General features: G+C 57.0%; 16 protein-coding genes. 13 read left to right on the top strand and 3 right to left on the bottom strand.

Features of this window, described 5'->3' with window-relative positions:
- Nucleotides 1–31: 31 nt before the first annotated feature.
- The 7 genes from G518_RS0110305 (at nt 32) to G518_RS0110275 (ending at nt 8661) form a co-directional block, all read left to right on the top strand.
- Nucleotides 32–2440 (top strand): catalase, encoded by a 2409-nt coding sequence (locus G518_RS0110305; protein ID WP_028602470.1) that lies wholly within the window; start codon nt 32–34, stop codon nt 2438–2440.
- Nucleotides 2441–2550: 110 nt separating this feature from the next.
- Nucleotides 2551–3786, top strand: coding sequence for a PrpF domain-containing protein (locus tag G518_RS0110300; protein WP_028602469.1), 1236 nt, complete (start codon nt 2551–2553; stop codon nt 3784–3786).
- 59 nt (nt 3787–3845) lie between these two features.
- Entirely contained in the window at nt 3846–4334 is a 489-nt protein-coding gene (locus tag G518_RS0110295; RefSeq protein WP_245597942.1) for a GNAT family N-acetyltransferase, read from the top strand.
- Nucleotides 4335–4346: 12 nt separating this feature from the next.
- Nucleotides 4347–5246: a LysR substrate-binding domain-containing protein gene (locus G518_RS0110290; protein ID WP_028602467.1), complete on the top strand. Its 900-nt coding sequence runs from the start codon at nt 4347–4349 to the stop codon at nt 5244–5246.
- A 253-nt stretch (nt 5247–5499) separates the two neighbouring features.
- On the top strand, nt 5500–6636 hold the full coding sequence (locus G518_RS34620; protein WP_051236411.1) for an alpha-hydroxy acid oxidase: 1137 nt from the start codon (nt 5500–5502) through the stop codon (nt 6634–6636).
- 40 nt (nt 6637–6676) lie between these two features.
- Nucleotides 6677–7666: a Bug family tripartite tricarboxylate transporter substrate binding protein gene (locus G518_RS0110280; protein WP_028602466.1), complete on the top strand. Its 990-nt coding sequence runs from the start codon at nt 6677–6679 to the stop codon at nt 7664–7666.
- 44 nt (nt 7667–7710) lie between these two features.
- The gene (locus tag G518_RS0110275; protein WP_051236351.1) at nt 7711–8661 is read left to right on the top strand and encodes an ABC transporter substrate-binding protein; all 951 of its coding nucleotides are present in this window, start codon (nt 7711–7713) and stop codon (nt 8659–8661) included.
- 73 nt (nt 8662–8734) lie between these two features.
- On the opposite strand, the gene G518_RS0110270 is transcribed toward G518_RS0110275, so the two are convergent.
- A complete protein-coding gene (locus tag G518_RS0110270) occupies nt 8735–9529 on the bottom strand; it encodes an enoyl-CoA hydratase (RefSeq protein ID WP_028602464.1) in 795 nt (264 codons plus the stop codon).
- Nucleotides 9530–9803: 274 nt separating this feature from the next.
- Here G518_RS0110270 and G518_RS0110265 point away from each other — a divergent pair, with 274 nt between their 5' ends.
- Nucleotides 9804–10709: a LysR family transcriptional regulator gene (locus G518_RS0110265; protein ID WP_028602463.1), complete on the top strand. Its 906-nt coding sequence runs from the start codon at nt 9804–9806 to the stop codon at nt 10707–10709.
- An 86-nt stretch (nt 10710–10795) separates the two neighbouring features.
- Here the strand turns inward: G518_RS0110265 and G518_RS0110260 are convergent, their stop codons facing one another.
- Both G518_RS0110260 and G518_RS0110255 read right to left on the bottom strand, forming a co-directional pair.
- Nucleotides 10796–11977, bottom strand: a complete 1182-nt coding sequence (locus tag G518_RS0110260; protein WP_028602462.1) for an acetyl-CoA C-acyltransferase — start codon at nt 11975–11977, stop codon at nt 10796–10798.
- Nucleotides 11970–14078 (bottom strand): 3-hydroxyacyl-CoA dehydrogenase NAD-binding domain-containing protein, encoded by a 2109-nt coding sequence (locus G518_RS0110255; RefSeq protein ID WP_028602461.1) that lies wholly within the window; start codon nt 14076–14078, stop codon nt 11970–11972. The genes G518_RS0110260 and G518_RS0110255 overlap by 8 nt, the downstream gene beginning before the upstream one ends.
- 346 nt (nt 14079–14424) lie before the next feature.
- On the opposite strand from G518_RS0110255, the gene G518_RS0110250 reads away from it, so the two are divergent.
- Genes G518_RS0110250 through G518_RS0110230 form a run of 5 tightly spaced genes read left to right on the top strand, consistent with a single transcriptional unit; the run spans nt 14425 to nt 19684 of the window.
- Entirely contained in the window at nt 14425–15462 is a 1038-nt protein-coding gene (locus G518_RS0110250; RefSeq protein ID WP_028602460.1) for a cyclase family protein, read from the top strand.
- A gap of 16 nt (nt 15463–15478) precedes the next feature.
- Nucleotides 15479–16462, top strand: coding sequence for a Bug family tripartite tricarboxylate transporter substrate binding protein (locus tag G518_RS0110245; RefSeq protein ID WP_028602459.1), 984 nt, complete (start codon nt 15479–15481; stop codon nt 16460–16462).
- A complete protein-coding gene (locus G518_RS0110240; RefSeq protein ID WP_028602458.1) occupies nt 16456–17631 on the top strand; it encodes an acyl-CoA dehydrogenase family protein in 1176 nt (391 codons plus the stop codon). Before G518_RS0110245 ends, G518_RS0110240 begins: the two co-directional genes overlap by 7 nt.
- The gene (locus G518_RS0110235; RefSeq protein WP_211231696.1) at nt 17628–18971 is read left to right on the top strand and encodes a phenylacetate--CoA ligase family protein; all 1344 of its coding nucleotides are present in this window, start codon (nt 17628–17630) and stop codon (nt 18969–18971) included. Before G518_RS0110240 ends, G518_RS0110235 begins: the two co-directional genes overlap by 4 nt.
- Nucleotides 18968–19684, top strand: coding sequence for an SDR family oxidoreductase (locus tag G518_RS0110230; RefSeq protein WP_028602456.1), 717 nt, complete (start codon nt 18968–18970; stop codon nt 19682–19684). Before G518_RS0110235 ends, G518_RS0110230 begins: the two co-directional genes overlap by 4 nt.
- Nucleotides 19685–19796 lie beyond the last annotated feature (112 nt).

The raw sequence follows: 19796 nt of genomic DNA, 5'->3' as shown, positions 1-19796 counted from the left end.
AACGCTACCTACATTTCTAGAAGATCTAATCATGGCAACCGCAAAGAAAACAACTCGCCGTAATCCAGGTCCAAAACGAAGCACGGCCCAAGCCACCGCTCGGAATACGGATAGCGCCGCTTCCAAAGCATCGGGCGCAGACGATCCGGCTACAGCCCAAGCCATGCAGGTCGAACAGATGGTTAGAAGTATGCCGTTCAACCCCAACAAGGCAGGCGAGCATGGGTTTGACAACGGACTGCTTGTAGAGCCGGGGGCGACTGTCGCCGAACCTTCGCGCCTCGCGACTGGCAGCACGTTGTCGGAAGACAACCCTACAGAGAAAACCGGCCGGGGCGCATTGAAGGGCGCCAACCGCACCATCGAATCTTTGGATCGCGTCCGAGTCGATTCTTCCGGCCAGATGCTCACCACCAATCAGGGCGTACCGATTGCAGACAACCAGAACTCGCTCAAACTCGGAGTGCGAGGCCCGGCCCTTCTGGAAGATTTCGTTTTGCGCGAGAAGCTCACGCATTTCGATCATGAGCGCATCCCTGAGCGGATCGTACACGCGCGAGGATCTGGCGCGCACGGCTACTTCGAATGTTACGAAGCCTTAACGGACATTACCCGCGCAGCGCCCTTCAAAGAGACTGGGAAGATCACCCCTGTGTTCGTACGATTCTCCACCGTGCAGGGTGAACGCGGTTCAAAGGACACGGCACGCGACGTCCGTGGCTTTGCAGTGAAGTTCTACACCGATGAAGGCAATTGGGACCTGGTGGGCAACAATATGCCCGTCTTCTTCATCCAGGACGCGATGAAATTTCCTGACCTAGTGCACGCGGTCAAGCCTGAACCGCACCACCAAATGCCTCAGGCAGCAAGCGCACATGACACGTTTTGGGACTTTGTATCGCTTATGCCAGAGTCTACTCACATGTTGATGTGGGTGATGTCGGACCGAGGCATTCCGCGCAGCTACGCCACCATGCAAGGCTTTGGTGTGCACACCTTCCGCATGGTGAATGAGCAAGGTCAATCAGTATTCGTCAAATTCCACTGGAACCCGATATATGGCACCCATTCCCTGGTGTGGGATGAGGCAGTAAAAATATCCGGCGCGGATCCGGATTACCACCGCCGAGACTTATGGGAGCGGATAGAAGCAGGTGCATTTCCTGAATGGGAGTTAGCTATCCAGGTCTTCACGGAAGAAGAGGCTGAAGCATTCAGCTTTGACATACTGGACGCCACCAAACTCATCCCGGAAGAGCTCGTCCCCTTGCGAAAGGTGGGCCGCATGGTGCTCAATCGCAATCCAGACAACTTCTTCGCAGAGACTGAACAGGTGGCGTTTTGCACAGCGCACGTAGTGCCCGGTCTGGATTTTTCCAATGACCCTCTCTTGGCTGGTCGCATTCATTCCTACGTAGACACGCAGATCAGCCGGCTGGGAGGTCCTAACTTCCATGAGATCCCTATCAACGCGCCCTTAGCCCCAGTGCACAACAATCAACGGGATGGTATGCACCGCCAAGCCATACACCGTGGCCGCGTGAACTACGAACCCAACTCACTTGGAGGGGGATGCCCCTTCCAGGCAGGCTCTGGGCATGGCTTCATGTCGGTTCCTGCTCGTGCGCAGGCGAAGGAAGAACAAGGCAAAGTCCGTGCAAAACCTGAGAAATTCGCGGACCACTACACCCAGGCGAGATTGTTTTTCGAGAGCCAAACGGAGGTCGAGCAGAATCACATTGCGGCCGCCTTCCGGTTTGAGCTGTCCAAGGTGACCGTGCCCGCCATCCGGGAGCGCATGGTGGCCTCGCTGCGCAATGCGTCGGAAGCTTTAGCCCAGCGGGTCGCCGCCGGCTTGGGCATGAAAAAGGTCCCCTCCCCCATGCCCAGGGTGCTTGAAAAGGTACCGAAGCCCGAAGTGACTTATTCGCCCGCCTTATCGCTCATGGCGCGTCCCGGTGAAGGCTCTATAAAAGGCCGAAAAATTGCCCTGTTGGTGGCTAATGGCATCGTGGGACAGAGCGCCATGAACCTCCACGCCGCGCTCTTTGCCCAAGGCGCCGTGGCTCGTTTCGTTGGGCCTCGCATTGGCCCCGTGAATACAAACGATCATGTGCGCATTGACGCGGATGCGTCGATGGAAAATGAGCCCGGTTTTCTGTTCGATGCTCTTGCTCTGCCAGATGGAGATGAAGGTGTCAAAACACTTGCAGCAGACGGGCACACATCCGAATTCATCAAGGACCAATACCGCCACTGCAAAGCCATCTTTGTCCCGCCCGCAGCGAAGATGCTTTTGGAATCCGAAGGCATCAGTCTCGTTTTGCCAAACGGCGAACTAGATCCCGGCATCGTTGCGGACCAAGACACGAACTCGTTCATTGAAGCCGTGGCTCGCCATCGTCATCCAGAAAGGGAAACCGATCCACCAGCCGTGTAGGCGACCGCGGTGCGTCATCCTACTTGCTTGCAAGTGGGATGACGCACTTCATTTGTGCTAGAAGAGGGTAGCATCTTGCAAGCTGCATTACCCTCTTCAATACTGCACCTATGTCACGTCTGAATCTGCCTCGTCTGCACCACAGCGTTTGGGAATTCCCCGTCCACTACATGCGAGGTGGCACCTCAACCGGGCTGCTTATCTGGGAGCCCATGGCTCCCGCAGAGGAAGTCCTGAGAGAAGAACTGCTCGGCCACATGATGGGCGTGGCAACCAGTGGCACCTCCCTGGGTAACAAGCAAATCACGGGGCTGGGACGAGGAAGCGCCACGAGTAACAAGGTCTTCTTCGCAGATGTAGAACCTGCTCAAGGCGGCACACGGTTGGTGAGCACCCTTGCCCAGTTGGCAGCAGACCATAGCCGAGTTGACTGGAGCGTCAACTGCGGGAACATGTCTTCAGCGCTTCAGCTTTGGGCGCTTCATACGGGCCTCCTGGAGACTCCCACGCCCGGGCTTCATTCTGTCGAGATCCGCAATACGAATACCGGCGTTCTCACGACCTCTCGCATGGCTGTGGGTGCAGACCATCAGTTTCTGCAAGCTGAAATTCCTGGTGTCATGGGGCACCACCCTGCAGTGGACCTTTTCTTGCACAGGCCCGCAGGCGCCAAAACCGGCTTGCTGCTGCCCACCGGGAATCCGGTAGACATCATTGACAGCATTCGGGTGAGCTGTGTGGATGTAGCGGTACCTATGGTGATCGCACGCGCACAAGATTTTGGAAAGACTGGCCACGAGTCCATCAACGAGCTCGCGCAAGATAGCGACTTCATGGCCCGTCTGAAACGAGTCTGGGTGGAAGCCGGGCTCAGGATGAAGTTGCGCCGCAAGAATGGTGAGCTTATGTCGGAGTCTGACATTCAGAGCAGCGAAACCATACCCAAGGTATGCATCATCAGCGCTGCTCGCATGGGCGCTGATTTGTCAGCGCGGTATTTCACGCCACAAACCGGGCATGCGTCTCTCGCGGTGTCCGGAGGGTGCTGTCTCGCCGTTGCCACCCTCATCCCCGGTTCGGTAGCGCATGAGTTGGCGCCCAAGCGTGTCACAGCCGAGCGCAATGAAATTTCCGTCAACATTGAGAATCCAGCTGGCATTCTGTCTACCAAGGTAGTGGCATCTTTGGATGATGGCAATGGGCTTTTGATTGAATCCGCCGCCTATCAACGCAGCGCTCAAATCCTCCTTTCTGGCTACGTACCGCTTTACAACGCATCCTTAGCGCTACGAGATAGCCTTGAGAAAATTGCTGCTAAGCAATTGGCCGCTGCAACGGCGCGCTAGTTGGTTCCAGCAACGCCCTGGCTTTTCGACTTAGTCGCCTAGCACCACAAATTCCGTTCATGTCCATGGAAACCACGTCATCCCTCATCTTCCGGCGTGCCACACGCCAAGATCTGCCTCAAATCGTCTCTCTGCTGTCTGACGATGAGCTTGGCCGCACCCGCGAAGCTGCACCGGATGGCTCACTGGCTGCGTATGAAGAGGCTTGGACACTCATGGATCAAGACGCAGCAAACTGGATACTGATTGCCGCAGTTGGGCAAGAAGTGCTCGGGGTACTTCAGTTGACGCTGATCGCCGGGCTGTCGAGATCAGGAACGCGTCGAGCGCAGATTGAAGGAGTAAGAGTTAAATCGACCACGCGGGGACAAGCCATCGGCCGCGAGTTGATGACCTACGCCATCGATATAGCGAAGGAACACAAGTGCGGGCTGATCCAACTTACGACGGACAAACGCAGAACCGATGCCAAACGGTTCTACGAGTCCATGGGTTTTTCAGCGACCCACGAAGGGATGAAATTAGACGTCGCCCCGTCAGGCGCTTGAGCGGAGTGACATGTGAAACGAGTCCCCGTTCCGCTGAATCCGCTGCGGTCTTTTGAAGCCGCAGCGCGGTTATTGAGTTTCACGGCCGCCGGCGAAGAACTCAGCGTGACACAAACGGCCATCAGCCGTCAGGTTCGCGTGTTGGAGCAATACCTTGGCGAGAAGCTATTCTTGCGTCACGCGCAAACCATCGAATTAACGCCCGCTGGTGCACGCCTGTATCCTGCGATAAGCCGGGCACTGGACGACCTCAGCATTGCCACATCGCAAGCCAGTCGCCGTCGAAGGCAAGAAGTTTTATCCATCCAGGCTTACAGCACGTTTGCGCAGTGTTGGCTGATCCGCATGTTGTCGGAGTTTCAGGCGCTGCACAGCGATATCGATGTACACCTGTCGGCCTCGTCGACTCGCGTGAACTTCGAGCAGCAGGATATCGATGCAGCAATTTATTCCGGCATCGTTGAAGAAAGAGGAGTACAGGCTGACTTCTTGACGCCTATCGAACTCATCCCCGTCATGAGTCCGGCATTGCTCGAACGACAGCCGAATCGCCAGGTCAACCTTTCGCAGGTGAAACTGCTTCATTCGCTGTCTCGTCCCAACAGCTGGAATGATTGGCTCCATGGCGCGGGCATGGGCGGCATTGACGGCAACAAGGGACACAAATTCGAAAGCTCCGCCATGGCATTCGAGGCAGCCATCCAAGGCACTGGCGTCGCTTTGGGCGTCAAGGTACTGGTGGAGCATTTCCTCGCATCCGGTGCACTCATCGCTCCGTTTGATCACGTGCACGTCATTCCAGGGGGCTACTACCTGGTGAGCCCCACCTCACGACCCACCTCACGCGCCTTGAGGGCATTCAGAAGCTGGTTGCTCGATTCCCTTTCCGCCACGGGAAGACCCGTCTCTTGAGTCCCTAGCGGGAGGAGCTCATAGCCCAACAAAAAGTTGGGCTTCCCCGCCCAAATTCTCGTTTGTTCTAAGCAGCGTCTGTCATCAGAATTCGGTCACTTAACGACCGAGCATGTCGCTGCATCACGTGAGCACAACACCTCAAAATTTCTCTGCTGACTTCTCCGAAAGCACCTTGCCAGCGCAAGCCACGCCAGTTCGTGAGGTGCAGCCGCTTGACGCGGCTCGGCGTTTCGCCCCCGCTTTGCGCCGCATGCTATCGCTGCGTGACTTTGAGCTGGCGGCAGCGCGGCACCTGCCTCACCCCTTGTTCGCGTATGTCTCCGGTGGAGTCGAAGACAACCGCTCATTACAAGAAAACCTGAACTCCTTCAACGAGTATGAGTTCTCGCCTCGCGTTCTGAGAGACGTGTCTCGCCGCAGCATGGCGACGACGTTGTTTGGTGTGCGCCACGAGGCCCCCTTTGGCCTGGGCCCTATGGGCATCTCTGCGTTGGTGGCGTACGACGCGGACCGAGTCCTGGCTCGCGTGGCGGCCGCAGCCGGCATTCCAATGGTGTTAAGCGGCGCCGCCTTGACTCGAATGGAAGACGTTGCAGCCGCTGCGCCAGGCAATTCGTGGTTTCAGGCCTATCTGCCGGGAGAAAGCGAACTCATCAAAGCGATGGCAGCAAGGGCACACAACGCCGGCTACAAAACCCTAGTGCTCACTGTGGACACTGCAGCACGTGCCAACCGGGAAAACAATATTCGTGCCGGATTCTCGACACCGTTGCGTCCAAGCTTGAGGCTGGCCTGGGACGGCATAACGCATCCCGCATGGCTGGTGCGGACGTTCGCACGAACGCTGTACAAAACAGGCGTACCGCGTTTCGAGAACGCCGGACTCGACAGAGGTGTTCCGATCATCTCGCGGCATGCCGCGCGCCAGTTCAATCGTGATTCACTCAACTGGGAACACGTCCGTGTGATGCGAGATGCGTGGCCGGGGAACTTGGTGCTCAAGGGCATCCTACATCCGGAAGATGCACGAAAGGCGGCAAGCCTCGGCGTTGATGCTGTCATCGTTTCAAACCATGGTGGGCGCCAGCTGGATGGTGCCGTAGCGCCCTTGAAAGTGCTTTCGTCTGTGGCCGCAGCGGCAGGCGCCATGAAGGTGCTCTACGACGGCGGCATTCGACGCGGCGGGGACGTGATCAAGGCCTTGGCACTGGGAGCTGATTTCGTGCTCGTGGCAAGACCGGTTCTCTACGCCGCCGCTGTCGGAGGTGAAGCAGGTGCCACTCACTGCATTTCGCTTCTCAAAGAGGAAGTGAAACGGAACATGGCCTCACTGGGCCTTTGCAGCATCGACGAAATCGGACCTGAGTGCCTTTGTCCGAAAGCTTAGCGCCATAGCGCAACCATTTAACTAATCCAACGGAGACAACATGAACATCCATCGACGCGAATCTCTTCAAGCTATGTTGGCGACCACGGCCGGCCTGCTCTTGCCGGCAGGACGCGCATTAGCCGCTGCGTACCCTGATCGTCCAGTGCGTCTTATCGCTCCGTATGCATCAGGAGGGACGACCGACTTCATCACCCGTCTCATTGCACAGAATCTGCAAGAGGAACTGGGGCAGAACTTTATCGTGGAAAACAAAGGCGGCGCGGGTGGAAACATTGGCAGCAACCTGGTCGTCAAATCGCCTCCAGATGGCTACACCCTTCTTGCGGGGTCGCTCTCCACTTTCGCGTTGAATGCGGCTGTTTACCCGAATCTGGGACACAACCCCCTGACCGATCTGGTACCTGTTGCCGTCACGACCATCGTGCCCGGAGCCGTAGTGGTGTCACCGTCGTTAGGTGTGCGTGATCTCAAAGGCCTGGTGGCCTTGATGAAAGCAAACCCAGGAAAGTACAACTACGGCTCTGCTGGAAATGGAACATCGAGCCACATCGCACTGAGCCTGCTGCTTGAGCAGACAGGAACACAAGCAGTCCATGTGCCATACAAGGGTGTTTCGGCAGCCGTCGTGGATCTTCTTGCCGGCAATATCTCGATCCTGTTCACGTCTCCGACCACGGTGCTGGAGTTCCTGAAAGACGGTCGGTTGATAGCGCTCGCCTCTGTTTCCCCGAAACGACTCAAAGCACTACCGGACGTACCGACAGCAGCCGAAGCAGGCTTTCCGAAGTTTGATGCCTATTCCTGGAACTGCCTGTTCGCACCTAAAGGCACACCACGCCCCATCACGGATGCGCTGTTCGGTGCAGTCGATCGCAGCCTGAAAAAACCCGCCGTCATAGCGAAACTGGAAGATCAAGGAATGCTGCCCGTCTCGGGGCAAACACCTGAATCAACGTTGCGCTACACGCGCGCTGAGTTTGAGCGCTGGGTTCCTTTCGTTCGAAAAATGAAGATTCAAGTCAACTGAACTGAGTACTTCGCACCCCGCACCTCGCAGCTCCATTCAAACTCATGAACACCATCAGCGCATCAAGCCCGCGCGTCTCCGAGGTCTCCGATGCAACCCCGGAGACACTCGCGCTGCGCACACTGCTCGGCCGTTACGCCAACACAGCAGCCCTCAAAGACGGTGTGGTTGGTTCCAATTGGTTGACACTCGATTTCGACCCCGCGGCAAAGCCCGCTCATGCGTTCAAACGGGTTGTCAGAGACATCGAGTTCGATGTGGCAGAGTTGTCTGTGGTGACCTATCTAATCGCGAAGTCGATGGGTCGCCCAATCGCGCTCCTGCCGGCAGTGATGTTCAGCCGGATGCAGCACCCCTACCTGGTTTATGACTCTCAGCGTGGTGTCATGAGGCCGCAGGACCTGGCGGGAAAGCGAATCGGCGTGGCGTACTACACCACAGCCACGTCGACCTGGCTACGCGAAATTCTCGCTACGGACTACGGTGTAGACATCGGGAAGATTTCCTGGCTAGCTCAGGAAGACCCTCATGTTGCAGGTTTTGTGGACCCACCCAACGTGCGCCGGATTCCGCAAAACTCCGATCTCTTGGCGATGCTATTTTCAGGAGAGCTAGATGCCTTGATCATGACGCCAGTCCCTGAGCATCCGAGATTGAAGCCAGTCATCGACGAACCTGGTCCAGCCGCCGCGGCCTGGTACGCCCGGCACGGCCATCTGCAACTCAATCACATGATTGTGGTGAAGTCCCAGCTAGTTGCCGAACGACCAGATGCAGTGAAAGAGCTTTGGCGTATGCTGGTGAAAGCCAAACAGATGGGCTCCAATGAGCCAACAGCCAGCAAGCAGCCTGACTCAGTACCCTATGGATTACAGGCGGTGGCACCGCATCTTGAGCTTGCGATTGATTGCATATTCCGGCAAGGTCTTATTCCCCGTCGTTTTGATGTGCATGAACTCTTTAGTGAAACAACCGCCGGTCTTGGTGCCGTCTGACACCATGGCTCTCAGGATCTGGAGCCGCCTCTAGTGTAGAAACGCGAGGCTAGCCAGCAGGTTTGTTCACGCCTCATCCATGCTTCCTCTTGTTAAGGAATGCTTGCATGATCAGCCCCGGTTCGTCTGACTCGTAAGCTGCCCCAAAAATCTCGATGCTATGTTGCATGCATCCGTCCAGATGAGGTGCTTCGCTGGTTCTGAGGACTCGCTTCTGCGCGCGCACGCCGTGGGGTGACAACTCGGAAAGCGACACTGCCATTCGTTCAACCGCACCATCAAGCTCGTCCAACGCAATCACCTCAGTGACCAAGCCCCATTGCTCTGCCTTACGCGCATCAATGGCCTCACCGCTCAGCATCATCCAGCGCGCACGCCCTTCACCCAGGATTCGGGAAAGAAAGGCCCCCTGAATCACAGACGGTATGCCAATCTTCACCTCCGGCATAACGAACTGAGCGTTGTCGGCAGCGATGCGTATGTCGCACGACGCCGCCAGCTCCAAGCCAACACCTATGCACCATCCAGGCAGTGCACAGATGCTTGGCACCGGAAGGTCTCGGGCCGCCTCGCACATTGAGTGAAGTGCTGCAATGAAGTGACGAGCGCTGTCTGGGTGCAAGGCCGCCAGTTCCTTGATATCGGCACCGCCAATAAAAGTTTTTTTCCCGCTTCCCGATAACACCACGACGCGAATAGCAGGGTCCTTGGCCAGATCGCGAAGTAGCGCCGCAACACCCAGGGCTGTCTGGCTGTTGATGATGTTCAAGGGGCCTCCGGAGTCAATCACGACGTGGGCGATGCCGTTCACGTCCATCTCGACGCGGGCCCCGTACTGAGATTCAAGATGGCTACGCTCAACCTGCATGGCTTACCGTCTCCTCGAAGCACTGCGTTGATCTGTTCATTTTCTGTCTCCATGAATAGCGCTTGGCGCCAAAGTGGCATGAATGATCACGTAGTTGAACGTTCCAGGCAATCAACTTAATTTCATGAAGTCAGTGAGCTTGGGAATGAGTTACCGTTCAACGCGGCTGCGACGCGCCCTCTCTGGTCATCCGCACCCGTGCCGCCATAATTGCTGCCAAACAAGCCGTGGCTGGATGAGGTGGCTTGCAGCACAAAAGCGATGCATTATGAGAATGAACATTACACTTCGGCAGCTACGGGTGTTCTGCGCTGTCTACGAGAGGCGCAGCTTTACCTTGGCGGCCGAAGACATGCATATGACACAGTCGGCCGTCAGCAAGCTGTGTGCCGAACTGGAAGCAGAAATCGGGCTATCCCTTTTTGAGCGCACAACCCGGCGCATAGTACCTTGCGACGGTGCAGCGGACCTCTACGAATACGCGCAGGAGGTGCTCAACACCATGCGCATAGCGGGCCGCCGTCTTTCGGCTCTTAGAACGCTGGACCGCGGTTCAGTGAGCATCGCCGCATCCCCTATGGTTTCCTATGGCCTGCTTACGCCGGTCATCGAGCGCTTTCATACGGCTCACCCGGGTGTCACCCTGAACTTGCACGAACTCACAACCGATGAGAGCCTCGACTACGTCCGGACAGGGAAATGCGATCTAGGCCTGATCTCCGTTTCAACTGACGACCCACAACTGTTGACGAAAGTCGTCTATGCGGAACCGTTGTACTTGGCTTGCCCTGCTCAGCACACGCTCGTGCAACAACGATCTGTGAACTGGGAAGACATTGCAAGCCTCACGCATGTGACGCTGCGCAACGTCTACAGCACACGCAGAACCATAGAGCGGATATTGAAGGCAAGAGGACTTGAGCTTCACACTGCAATTCAAGCCGGCACCTTGGCGACCGCGTTGAAGCTCGTTCAAGGCAACCTGGGCGTGACCTTGATCCCGTCCTATGCCAAAGATTTTGCCGCCGAACTTGGACTCAAAGTCTTGGAGATCGAGGGGGGACAGAATGAACTTCACGAGATTTCGCTGGTCAGTCGCCGTGGACTCAAGCTTTCGATCGCAGCACTGGCCTTCATCGAAGCACTTGAGAGCCGCCTGAGTGCCCTTCAGGCGACTTGATCTGACACCTTGCTGAAAGGCCTCAAATAGGGGCTATTCAAAGGTTCGGAGCCGTCTACCGTTTGATCATACTTTCCACAAAAGCCTCAGAAAATTTCGATGAGACCGGCAGCGCCCATGCCGCCACCGACGCACATGGTGACCACCCCCCACTTCGCCTTGCGCCGGCGTCCCTCGAGCAACAAGTGACCCACCAGCCGCGCACCCGTCACACCAAAAGGATGACCGATCGCGATGCCACCACCGTTCACATTCAGGCGATCCATCGGAATACCCAGCTTGCGCTGGCAGTACAAGGCCTGGGAAGCGAAAGCCTCGTTCAACTCCCACAGGTCTATGTCTTGCACCGTCAAGCCGTGCTGCGCGAGGAGCTTAGGTACGGCAAGCACCGGGCCAATTCCCATCTCTTCCGGTGAACAGCCGGCGACGGCCATGCCACGGAAGGCGCCCAGGACTTCGAGGTTCTCGCGCGCGGCAGACTGTGCCTCCATAAGCACACAGGCGGCCGCACCATCTGCCAACTGGGACGCGTTTCCCGCGGTCACAAAGTTTCCAGCGCCACGCACAGGGGCCAAGCTTGCCAAGCGATCCAGAGTGGTGCCTGCCCGGTTGCAGGTATCACGCGTTACCGTCACTTCCGTCCAGGTTACTTCGGTGGCCTGTTTTTCCGTAACTGCCATCATTGTGGTGACGGGGACAATCTCCGCGTCATACCGGCCAGCTTCTTGCGCCTGCGCGGTTAGCTGCTGGCTCCGCAGAGCAAACGCGTCCTGATCTTCTCTGCCAATGCCATAGCGTCTTGCCACAATGTCAGCGGTCTCTATCATCGGCATATAGATTTCTGGCGCATTCTCCTTGATCCAGCAATCCACACCGATGGTGGGGTCGTCGCGTGTGCGAAGCATTGAGCAACTCTCTACTCCACCCGCAACCGTGGCGATGCTGCCTCCCAGAATAATGCGCGATGCCGCATCGGCCACGGCCTGCAGGCCAGATGCACAAAACCGATTGACCGTAACGCCTGCCACCGCCTGCGACAACCCGGAGCGAAAAACAGACTGGCGCGCCACGTTTCGGCCTGTAGTCCCCTCAGGATAGCCACAACCCAGAACCAGGTCATCGATCAAAGCAGGATCAATTCCTGATCTCTCCACCGCAGCGCGGATTGCATTCGCGGCCAGCGTCGGACCTTGCGTTGCATTGAGCTCCCCCCATCTCGACTTGGTGATTGGTGTCCTGGCTGTTCCCACGAAAACTGCTTCACGCATGTTTCTTCTCCTTCCGATTCAGATCTTCAAAACATTTCCCTTCCTCCACCAGGAAAAGCAGCAGCGGCGCCGGCTTCCAGAAGAGGGGATCATCGGTAGCGAAAGTACGGATGTTCTTGAGAATCCCAGGAAGACCCTCCATATCTGCATACTTCAGTGGCCCACCCTTCCAACGTGGAAACCCGTAGCCCAACACCATGGTCACGTCGATATCGGACGGACGCAAGGCAATGCCATCATCAAGAATCTTCGCCGCCTCATTCACCATGGCCGCAAGGTACCGGTCAACGATTTCCTGACCCGAAAAGCGTCGAGCTCGAACTCCGCGCTCCTTGCGCTCGCGCTCTATGATTTCTAGGACATCTGGATCACAAAGGCCGCGTCCTGGCTCGTCGTACCGGTAGTAACCGCGGCCGGCCTTCTGCCCAAACCAGCCTCGTTCGCAAAGAGCATCGGCAATCCGTACATACCGAGCATGTGGATCTCGATTAGCAGCCTTGCGTTGGCGGGTAGCCCAACCGATATCTCCTCCTGTGAGGTCTGCAGTACGAAACGGACCCATCGCGAAGCCAAACTCCTCCAGTGCTTCGTCGATCTCGTACGGAGACGCGCCGTCCTCCATCAGGAAGTTGGCAGCCTCACGAAACACGTAAAGAATCCGGTTTCCAATGAAGCCATCACACACTCCAGCAAGAACCGGCGTCTTGCCGAGCTTCTTCGCAAGTTCAAAGCCAGTAGCTATGACGTCTGGAGCCGTCGCCTCTGCGGCGACCACTTCAAGCAACTTCATGACATGCGCGGGCGAAAAAAAATGCAAACCGATGACATCACTCGAACGACACACGGAAGCAGCAATCTCATTGACGTCCAGGTAGGAGGTGTTGGTTGCAAGGATTGCCCCTTGTTTGCATACCCTATCCAACTCGCTGAAGATCGCCTTCTTGACATTCATGTCTTCGAAGGCCGCCTCTATCACCAAGTCGGCTGTGGCAATATCTGAATAGCACGTACTTCCAGCAAATCGGCGCAGCGCACAAGCTACGCCAGTCTCGTCCAATCTCCCGGATTTGATCGAGCGTTGAAAAATCGCCGACACCCGCTCCTTGCCAGCTGCAAGGCTAGTCTCGTCCCGCTCCATCATCATGACCTCGAATCCGGCATTGAGCAGCGCGGCGACAATGCCCGAGCCCATGGTCCCACCGCCAATCACGGCGACAGAGCGAATATCTCGACCCGGAGCATTGACAGGAGAGTGCGTGGCGCGCTTCTCAGCGAGGAAAGCGTGAATCAGCCCTTGTCTCTGCGGACTCGCCATACATTCCGCAAAGCCGACGGCCTCCACGGCCAGGCCATCATCCAACGAATGAAGTGCAGCCGCACGGACCGCATCGGCAATGCGTGCCGGAGCGACCTGCCTCTTCGCCTTACCCTCAAGCTTCTTCCAGACTTCGTCTACTTGCTTCAGACTAGCCGCTGTGTCTGAAAGAGCCGTTGCGTCACATGTACGCCGCAGTATGCCCGCAGCAGCCATTTTTCGCACCTGCTCCTTTGCTCGATCCACAAGCGTCCCCTTATCGGAAATAGCATCGACAAGGCCTATCTCCGCAGCATCTCCGGCTGATATGGAGTCCCCTGACATCATCATCCGAACGGCTTGGCCTGCCCCCACCAACCGCGGAAGACGCTGTGTACCGCCACCTCCCGGAAGAAGGCCAAGGCGAACTTCTGGCAGGGCGAACCTGGCGCTGGGCTCCGTGATTCGATAGTGTGCGCCCAAGGCAATCTCGAGACCTCCGCCCAATGCGTGTCCGTGGATAGCCACTACAACAGGCTTTGTACTGGTTTCGATAGTGGTCGCGACTTCACCCGTCCACGGATGGGTGCGCTCACCGCCGAGTTCCCGGATGTCTGCACCAGCGCTGAAGCATTTCCCCGCGCCTGTGATGACGATGCCAGCGACAGCGTGCTCACTCCTTGCTGCCAAAACGGCTGCTTGAAGTTGCGTGCGCACAGCGTTTGAAAGTGCATTGACTGGAGGATTATTGATGGTCAGGACAAGCACTTCGCCGTCCAGAACTGAGCTCACTACTTCGTCGCGCATCTCTGGTTTTTCTCTAATGACTCTGGACTCAAGTAAGAGGGCCTTCTCAATGGAGCCCTCTTCTTGAGATATCTTGATTCGCAGGCATTGCCGGCGAACACCGCATCCTGTGGCCTTCGAGCCACGAGGATCCTCGAAGGCACCAGCAAACTGGGCAGCGCGATCTTGTGGCACTTCTTCTGGATTCGCAATCGACAAAATTTCATGAGTTGATTCCCATTTGGAATCCTTACACCACAAGAGCTCCGGTATATCGATTTCGCATACCGGCCAACACAAAACTGTATTGGCCTGACACCGCAGCGCTGCATAGCATCGGGACCTTCACAAACAAGGAGACATCGCCATGAGTCACGAGGCAGGTTCGGCGATCCGCTGGCGAACAAGGCCGGAGGGATCCAACTGGGGAGATTTCGGCGTCAATGACGAAGTCGGAAGATTGAATCTTCTAACGGCTTCCGCGCGTCTCGAAGGAATCGCCGAAGCTCGTACGGGAAAGGCGTTCAACTTGAGTCTTCCACTGGACTTTCCAGGAGGAAACGTCCTGCACAAGCAGCGGCACGCGCCGCTCTTCAGCTTTGCCGAACGTGGAGACTCGTTTAACTACAACTACAGGTTAAGCGCTGCCTGTGCGTGCTTTACGGATGTCGTCTGCGATGAGGCCGTTACGCTCTATACCCAGTACTCGACGCAATGGGATGGGCTTGCCCACTATGGGTCCATGTTCGATGTGGAAGGCAACGGGCAACCAGTTCCGGTCTATTACAACGGCTTCAGGGCAGGCTTGGACATCGTTGGCCCTTCTGAAAGGCAGGACGACCTCGGGGCCGCACGGTTGGGCATCGAGAACATGTCCCGAACCGGTGTACAGGGCCGCGCGGTTCTCGTCGACCTTCATTCCATCTATGGTGAGGAGCGCATTCTCGTCGGATACGACAGACTGATGAGAGCGCTGGATGATCAGAAAATTTCCTTCGGATCCGCAGATTTCCTTTGCATCTACACAGGATTCTCTGACCTTCTTCTGCGCATGAATCGAAAGCCCGACGCTCTTCAACTCGAGAATGCGTGCGCGGCGCTTGATGGCCGTGATCAGCGGCTCCTCCACTGGATAAGTGACAGTTCTCTGGTCGCGATCTGCGCGGACAACCTGGCCGTCGAGGCCTATCCCGCCGCGCCGAGTTTTACAAAAAAGTATCCAGCGTTACCTCTTCATGAACATTGCTTGTTCAAGTTGGGAATGCACTTGGGTGAACTTTGGTACTTCAAGGATCTGGCTGATGCTCTGCGCAGAGAGTCCCGTTCCTCATTCCTTCTGACGGCCCCACCGCTGCACCTTCCGCGAGCGGCCGGCTCGCCTGCCACCCCCATAGCAACTATTTGAAATGATAGGAGACCCCATGAAACGTCGCACATTCAATCTCGGCCTTCTGGCCCCGGTTCTAGCCCCGTCCCTTGCGCTTGCCCAAGGAGGCGACTATCCCACCAAACCGGTCAAGCTGGTGGTTCCGTTCCCCGCAGGAGGTGCCACGGACCTTATCGCGAGGACAGTGTGCCAGGGTCTTCAGGAGCGTTTAGGCCAGACTTTCGTAGTGGAAAACCGAGACGGTGCGGCCACGATGATAGGTACAAGTGCCGTTCAGCAGGCACAAGCGGATGGTCATACCCTCCTTTTCACGACGCCGACGACGTTTTCGCTCAACCCGTTCATGTTCCAGAAGGTCAATTACAAGCTGGAAGACTTCGAACCTGTGGGCGCTGTGACCAGTGTCGACTACGCCTTCGTGGTCCGCAACGATTTTCCGGCAAAGACCTTTCAGGAGTATGTCGAGTACGCCAGGAAAAACCCCGGGAAACTCAACCACGCCACTACAGGCGAGGGCACCATGGCTCATCTGGCCGCAGCACGAATAGCCCAACGCCTGGGGCTGGACATCACCTTCATCCACTACCGTGGCGCTTCGCCTGCGACCACGGCGGTTATGGCTGGCCAGGTAGACAGCAATGTCGAGAGCGTCAGCGTCGCGGCTGGCAATGCGCTGGCGGGCAAGTATCGGATTCTTTCGTTCATGGAATCGCGGATGAAGAAACTACCGAGCGTACCGACGATCACTGAGATCGGATACCCCGAACTCGCCGGCGGAAGCTGGTTCTCCATGTTCGCGCCGGCAGGAACGCCTGCTGCTGCCATCGCAAAGCTCAACGGCGCACTCAACAGCCTCCTTAGTTCGCCAGCATTCGTTTCGCGTGCAGAAGAGATGGGGATGATCGCTTTGCCCGGAACCCCGGCTGCGATGAAGACCCGAACAATCAAAGAGCGCGAATCATGGGGCCCGGTCATAGAAAAACTCAAGATCGGAATCTATGCGGGTAAAAAATCATGATTCTCTGGGAACCCAAACTGGACGAAGCGGCAGCGGCGTGGAAAGCGACGGCGGCTAACTCGGCGGAGACTTTCTTTGGCCCGTCCGCCAGCCAAAATGACTTAAACCAGGAGTATTCACATACCAACGTAGAAGAACTGGTGAAGAGTGGCCTGGCGGCTATGTTCGTGCCGAAGAAGTACGGCGGGCGCGGCGCGAGTCTGACTGCCACGATTGCTGCGATAGAGGAGGTCTCAGCGTGTTGCGCCTCGACAGCCGCCATCATGGGTGTCTACCAACTTGGCGCGTTCCCTATCCTGCTTGCGGGATCCGAGTCCCAGAAGCACCACTATCTTGGTGAACTGGCAGAAGGTCGAGCCACCAGCTTTGCCCTCTCCGAACGCGGTGCGGGGTCAGATGCCGCAGGAATTGAGACCACAGCAACCGAAGAAAACAACGGTTGGCGTATTCGAGGCGAGAAATACTGGATCGGAAACGGTGGCGTCTCCAAATACTACGTTGTATTCGCTAAGCACCTGGAGGGCCAGGGCATCAGCGCATTCCTGGTAGAGGGCCATCAGCCCGGGGTAGCTGTCACCGAAGTCGTAGACAAAATGGGGCTGCGCGCCACCCAAACTTCCAATCTCGAACTCGATGTGTGGGTGCCGCCAGATGCACTCATAGGCGAACGAGGCAAGGGCTTGCGGCTGGCCTCCCAAACATTGAACGTTGGCCGATTGACAGTGTCGGCACAGGCCACCGGTTTGGCCCGAACCGCCTATTTTGAAGCCAGCCGTCGAGCCGTAGAGCGCAATGCGTTCGGCAAACCACTCATTAACCATCAAGGAACTGGGTTCAAGTTGGCGGATGCGGCCACTCAGCTCAGTGCCGCGCGGCTCATGCTGTACGAAGCGGCAGCGGCGTATGACCGTGGAGACTCAATTGAGGCACTGGCAGCGATGACCAAGCTGTTCGCATCAGAGGTATCGCACGACGTTGTGGATTCCGCCGTTCAGATCTGGGGCGGCCAAGGCTACTGTTGGCCAACCCCTGTCGAACGGTTGTACCGCGACCAGCGAATTATCGAGATCTACGAAGGATCCTCGGAGATCCAACGCATGGTTCTGACCCGGATGATCAATCGTCAAACCATTCAACACCTTTCAACCATCGCTGTTGACAAAGCATGAAGATGTACGCCCCCTACTCCTCCGACTACTGGCATCAGGCCGAGACCTTGCCTCGCGAGCAGATCGAGAAGCATCAACTCGCGCTTCTCAAATCCCAACTCGCTTATGTAGAGAAGCACAGTCTTTACTATCAGCGCGTATTTCGCCAAGCCGGATTCAATGCCGGAGACCTGTCGAGCTTCACCGACCTCCGCAAGCTGCCCGTCACGCGCAAGCCGGACTATGTCGAAGCGCTCAACATCAATGCGCCTTACGGTGAGCTCTGTGCGGCATCTTCCGACGACATCGTGCGAGTCCATTTTTCCTCAGGCACGACGGGAAAACCCACCCCTGTTTACTGGACCGCCGGCGACGTGAATACATGGGCTGACCTGTACGCACGATCGCTCTACGCCCAGGGCATGCGACGAGGCGACGTGTTCCAGTGCATGTACAACTATGCATGGTTCGTCGCAGGTCTAGGCGCGACTTATGCTGCGGAGAGGATAGGCGCCATGGTGATTCCAGCTTCGGCGGGCGACACCTCACGGCAAATTCTGACAATGCGCGATTTTGACTCGAACATCCTAGCCGCAACACCCTCTTTCCTGGCTCATCTTGCTGAGACGGCCCAGGGAATGGGCATTGATCCCCGCTCCTTGAACGTTCGATCGCTCGCCGTAGGCGGCGAGCCAGGAGGCTCTATTCCCTCTACTCGCAAGCGCCTGGAGGAGCTTTGGGGAGCCAACATGTACGATTGCTACGGCGCGCTCGAATGCCAGCCCATTGCATGGGAATCCGAGTGCAAGGAAGGCCCGGTGATTGCCGAGGACTTCGTTTACGCGGAGGTTCTGGACCCAGAAACCGAACAACCTGTAGAGGATGGGAAGTCTGGTGTACTGGTCATTACCCAGCTTCGCAAAGAGGCCTGCCCGCTCGTCAGATGGTGGACGGGCGATATCGTCATCAAGGACTCACGTCCGGCCAGCGACGGCCGGACACACGCGCGTCTCGCCGGTGGCGTTCTAGGGCGAGCGGATGACATGCTCATCGTCCGCGGCGTGAATGTATTTCCTTCCGCTATCGAGAACGTCATTCGCGGACTTCCTGGTGCTGGCGAGGAGTTCACCATTGATATCACGCGCAGCCCGCGCGGAGCAACGCACGGCTTCCTCGAAGGCCTGCATGTCAGCATTGAGTCGGGCTCCGATGAGCCGGGAGCATTCCAGGAGCAAGCTGAAATTGCTCTGCGTCAACAACTGAACGTGCGCTTCAAAGTGGAAATCGCAGCCCCTGGATCTCTGCCGCGATTCACCCATAAGGCCAAGCGCGTCGTCCGTGGCAATGAGGAGAAACTATGAGTCAGGATTGGGTTCTCATTACGGGCGCCTCAAAGGGCATTGGCTTGGCGGTGGCTAAGAAGTGCACGGAATTGGGGTACCGTGCCATCGGCATGGCCCGTTCCGCACCAACAGAAAGCGCGTCTTTCGCTGAGTTTCTGTGCGTAGATCTTTCTGACCCACGAGCCACGGCTACCGCACTGGCGAAAATCTCCAATCTGCCCATCACACGCTTGGTGAACAACATGGGATATACCCACTCGGCGGCCTTGGAAGACGTGACCTTCGAGGACCTGAACAGGCTCGTGAACCTGAACCTTCGCACCACGATCCAGGTAACGCAGGCCTCCCTTCCTGCCATGCGGGCCGCGCACTTCGGTCGCATTGTGAACATTTCCAGCCGTGCGGCCATGGGTAAATCGCATCGCACTGTGTATGCGGCGGTCAAGTCAGGACTCCACGGACTCAGTCGGACCTGGGCACTCGAGCTGGCACCTCACATCACAGTGAACTGCGTCGCACCGGGGCCTATTGAAACTGAGATGTTCCGCAGCGTCAACGCGGAAGAATCCGAAACGACGCAGAGAATCCTGCAAACCGTACCGATGCAGCGGTTCGGGCAACCAAGAGAGATTGCGCATGCGGTGACACAGTTCCTGGATAAAGACGCTGGATTCACAACAGGTCAGCTCATGCACGTGTGCGGTGGTCTGACTGTCGGCCTTGCCGGCTGAAACTCCAGATCGTGTTCATGATCGATTCAAGGCTGCGAAGAAATTGTGAACACGCTCCAGGAATCTGGTAACGATCTAAAGCTCATCAGCGGTCAACCGGCCACCGAGTGAC

Source organism: Ottowia thiooxydans DSM 14619 (assembly GCF_000422885.1).
Lineage (GTDB): Bacteria > Pseudomonadota > Gammaproteobacteria > Burkholderiales > Burkholderiaceae_C > Ottowia > Ottowia thiooxydans.
The sequence above is the reverse complement of the archived record's forward strand: the minus strand, read 5'-3'. Positions and strand labels throughout refer to the sequence as shown.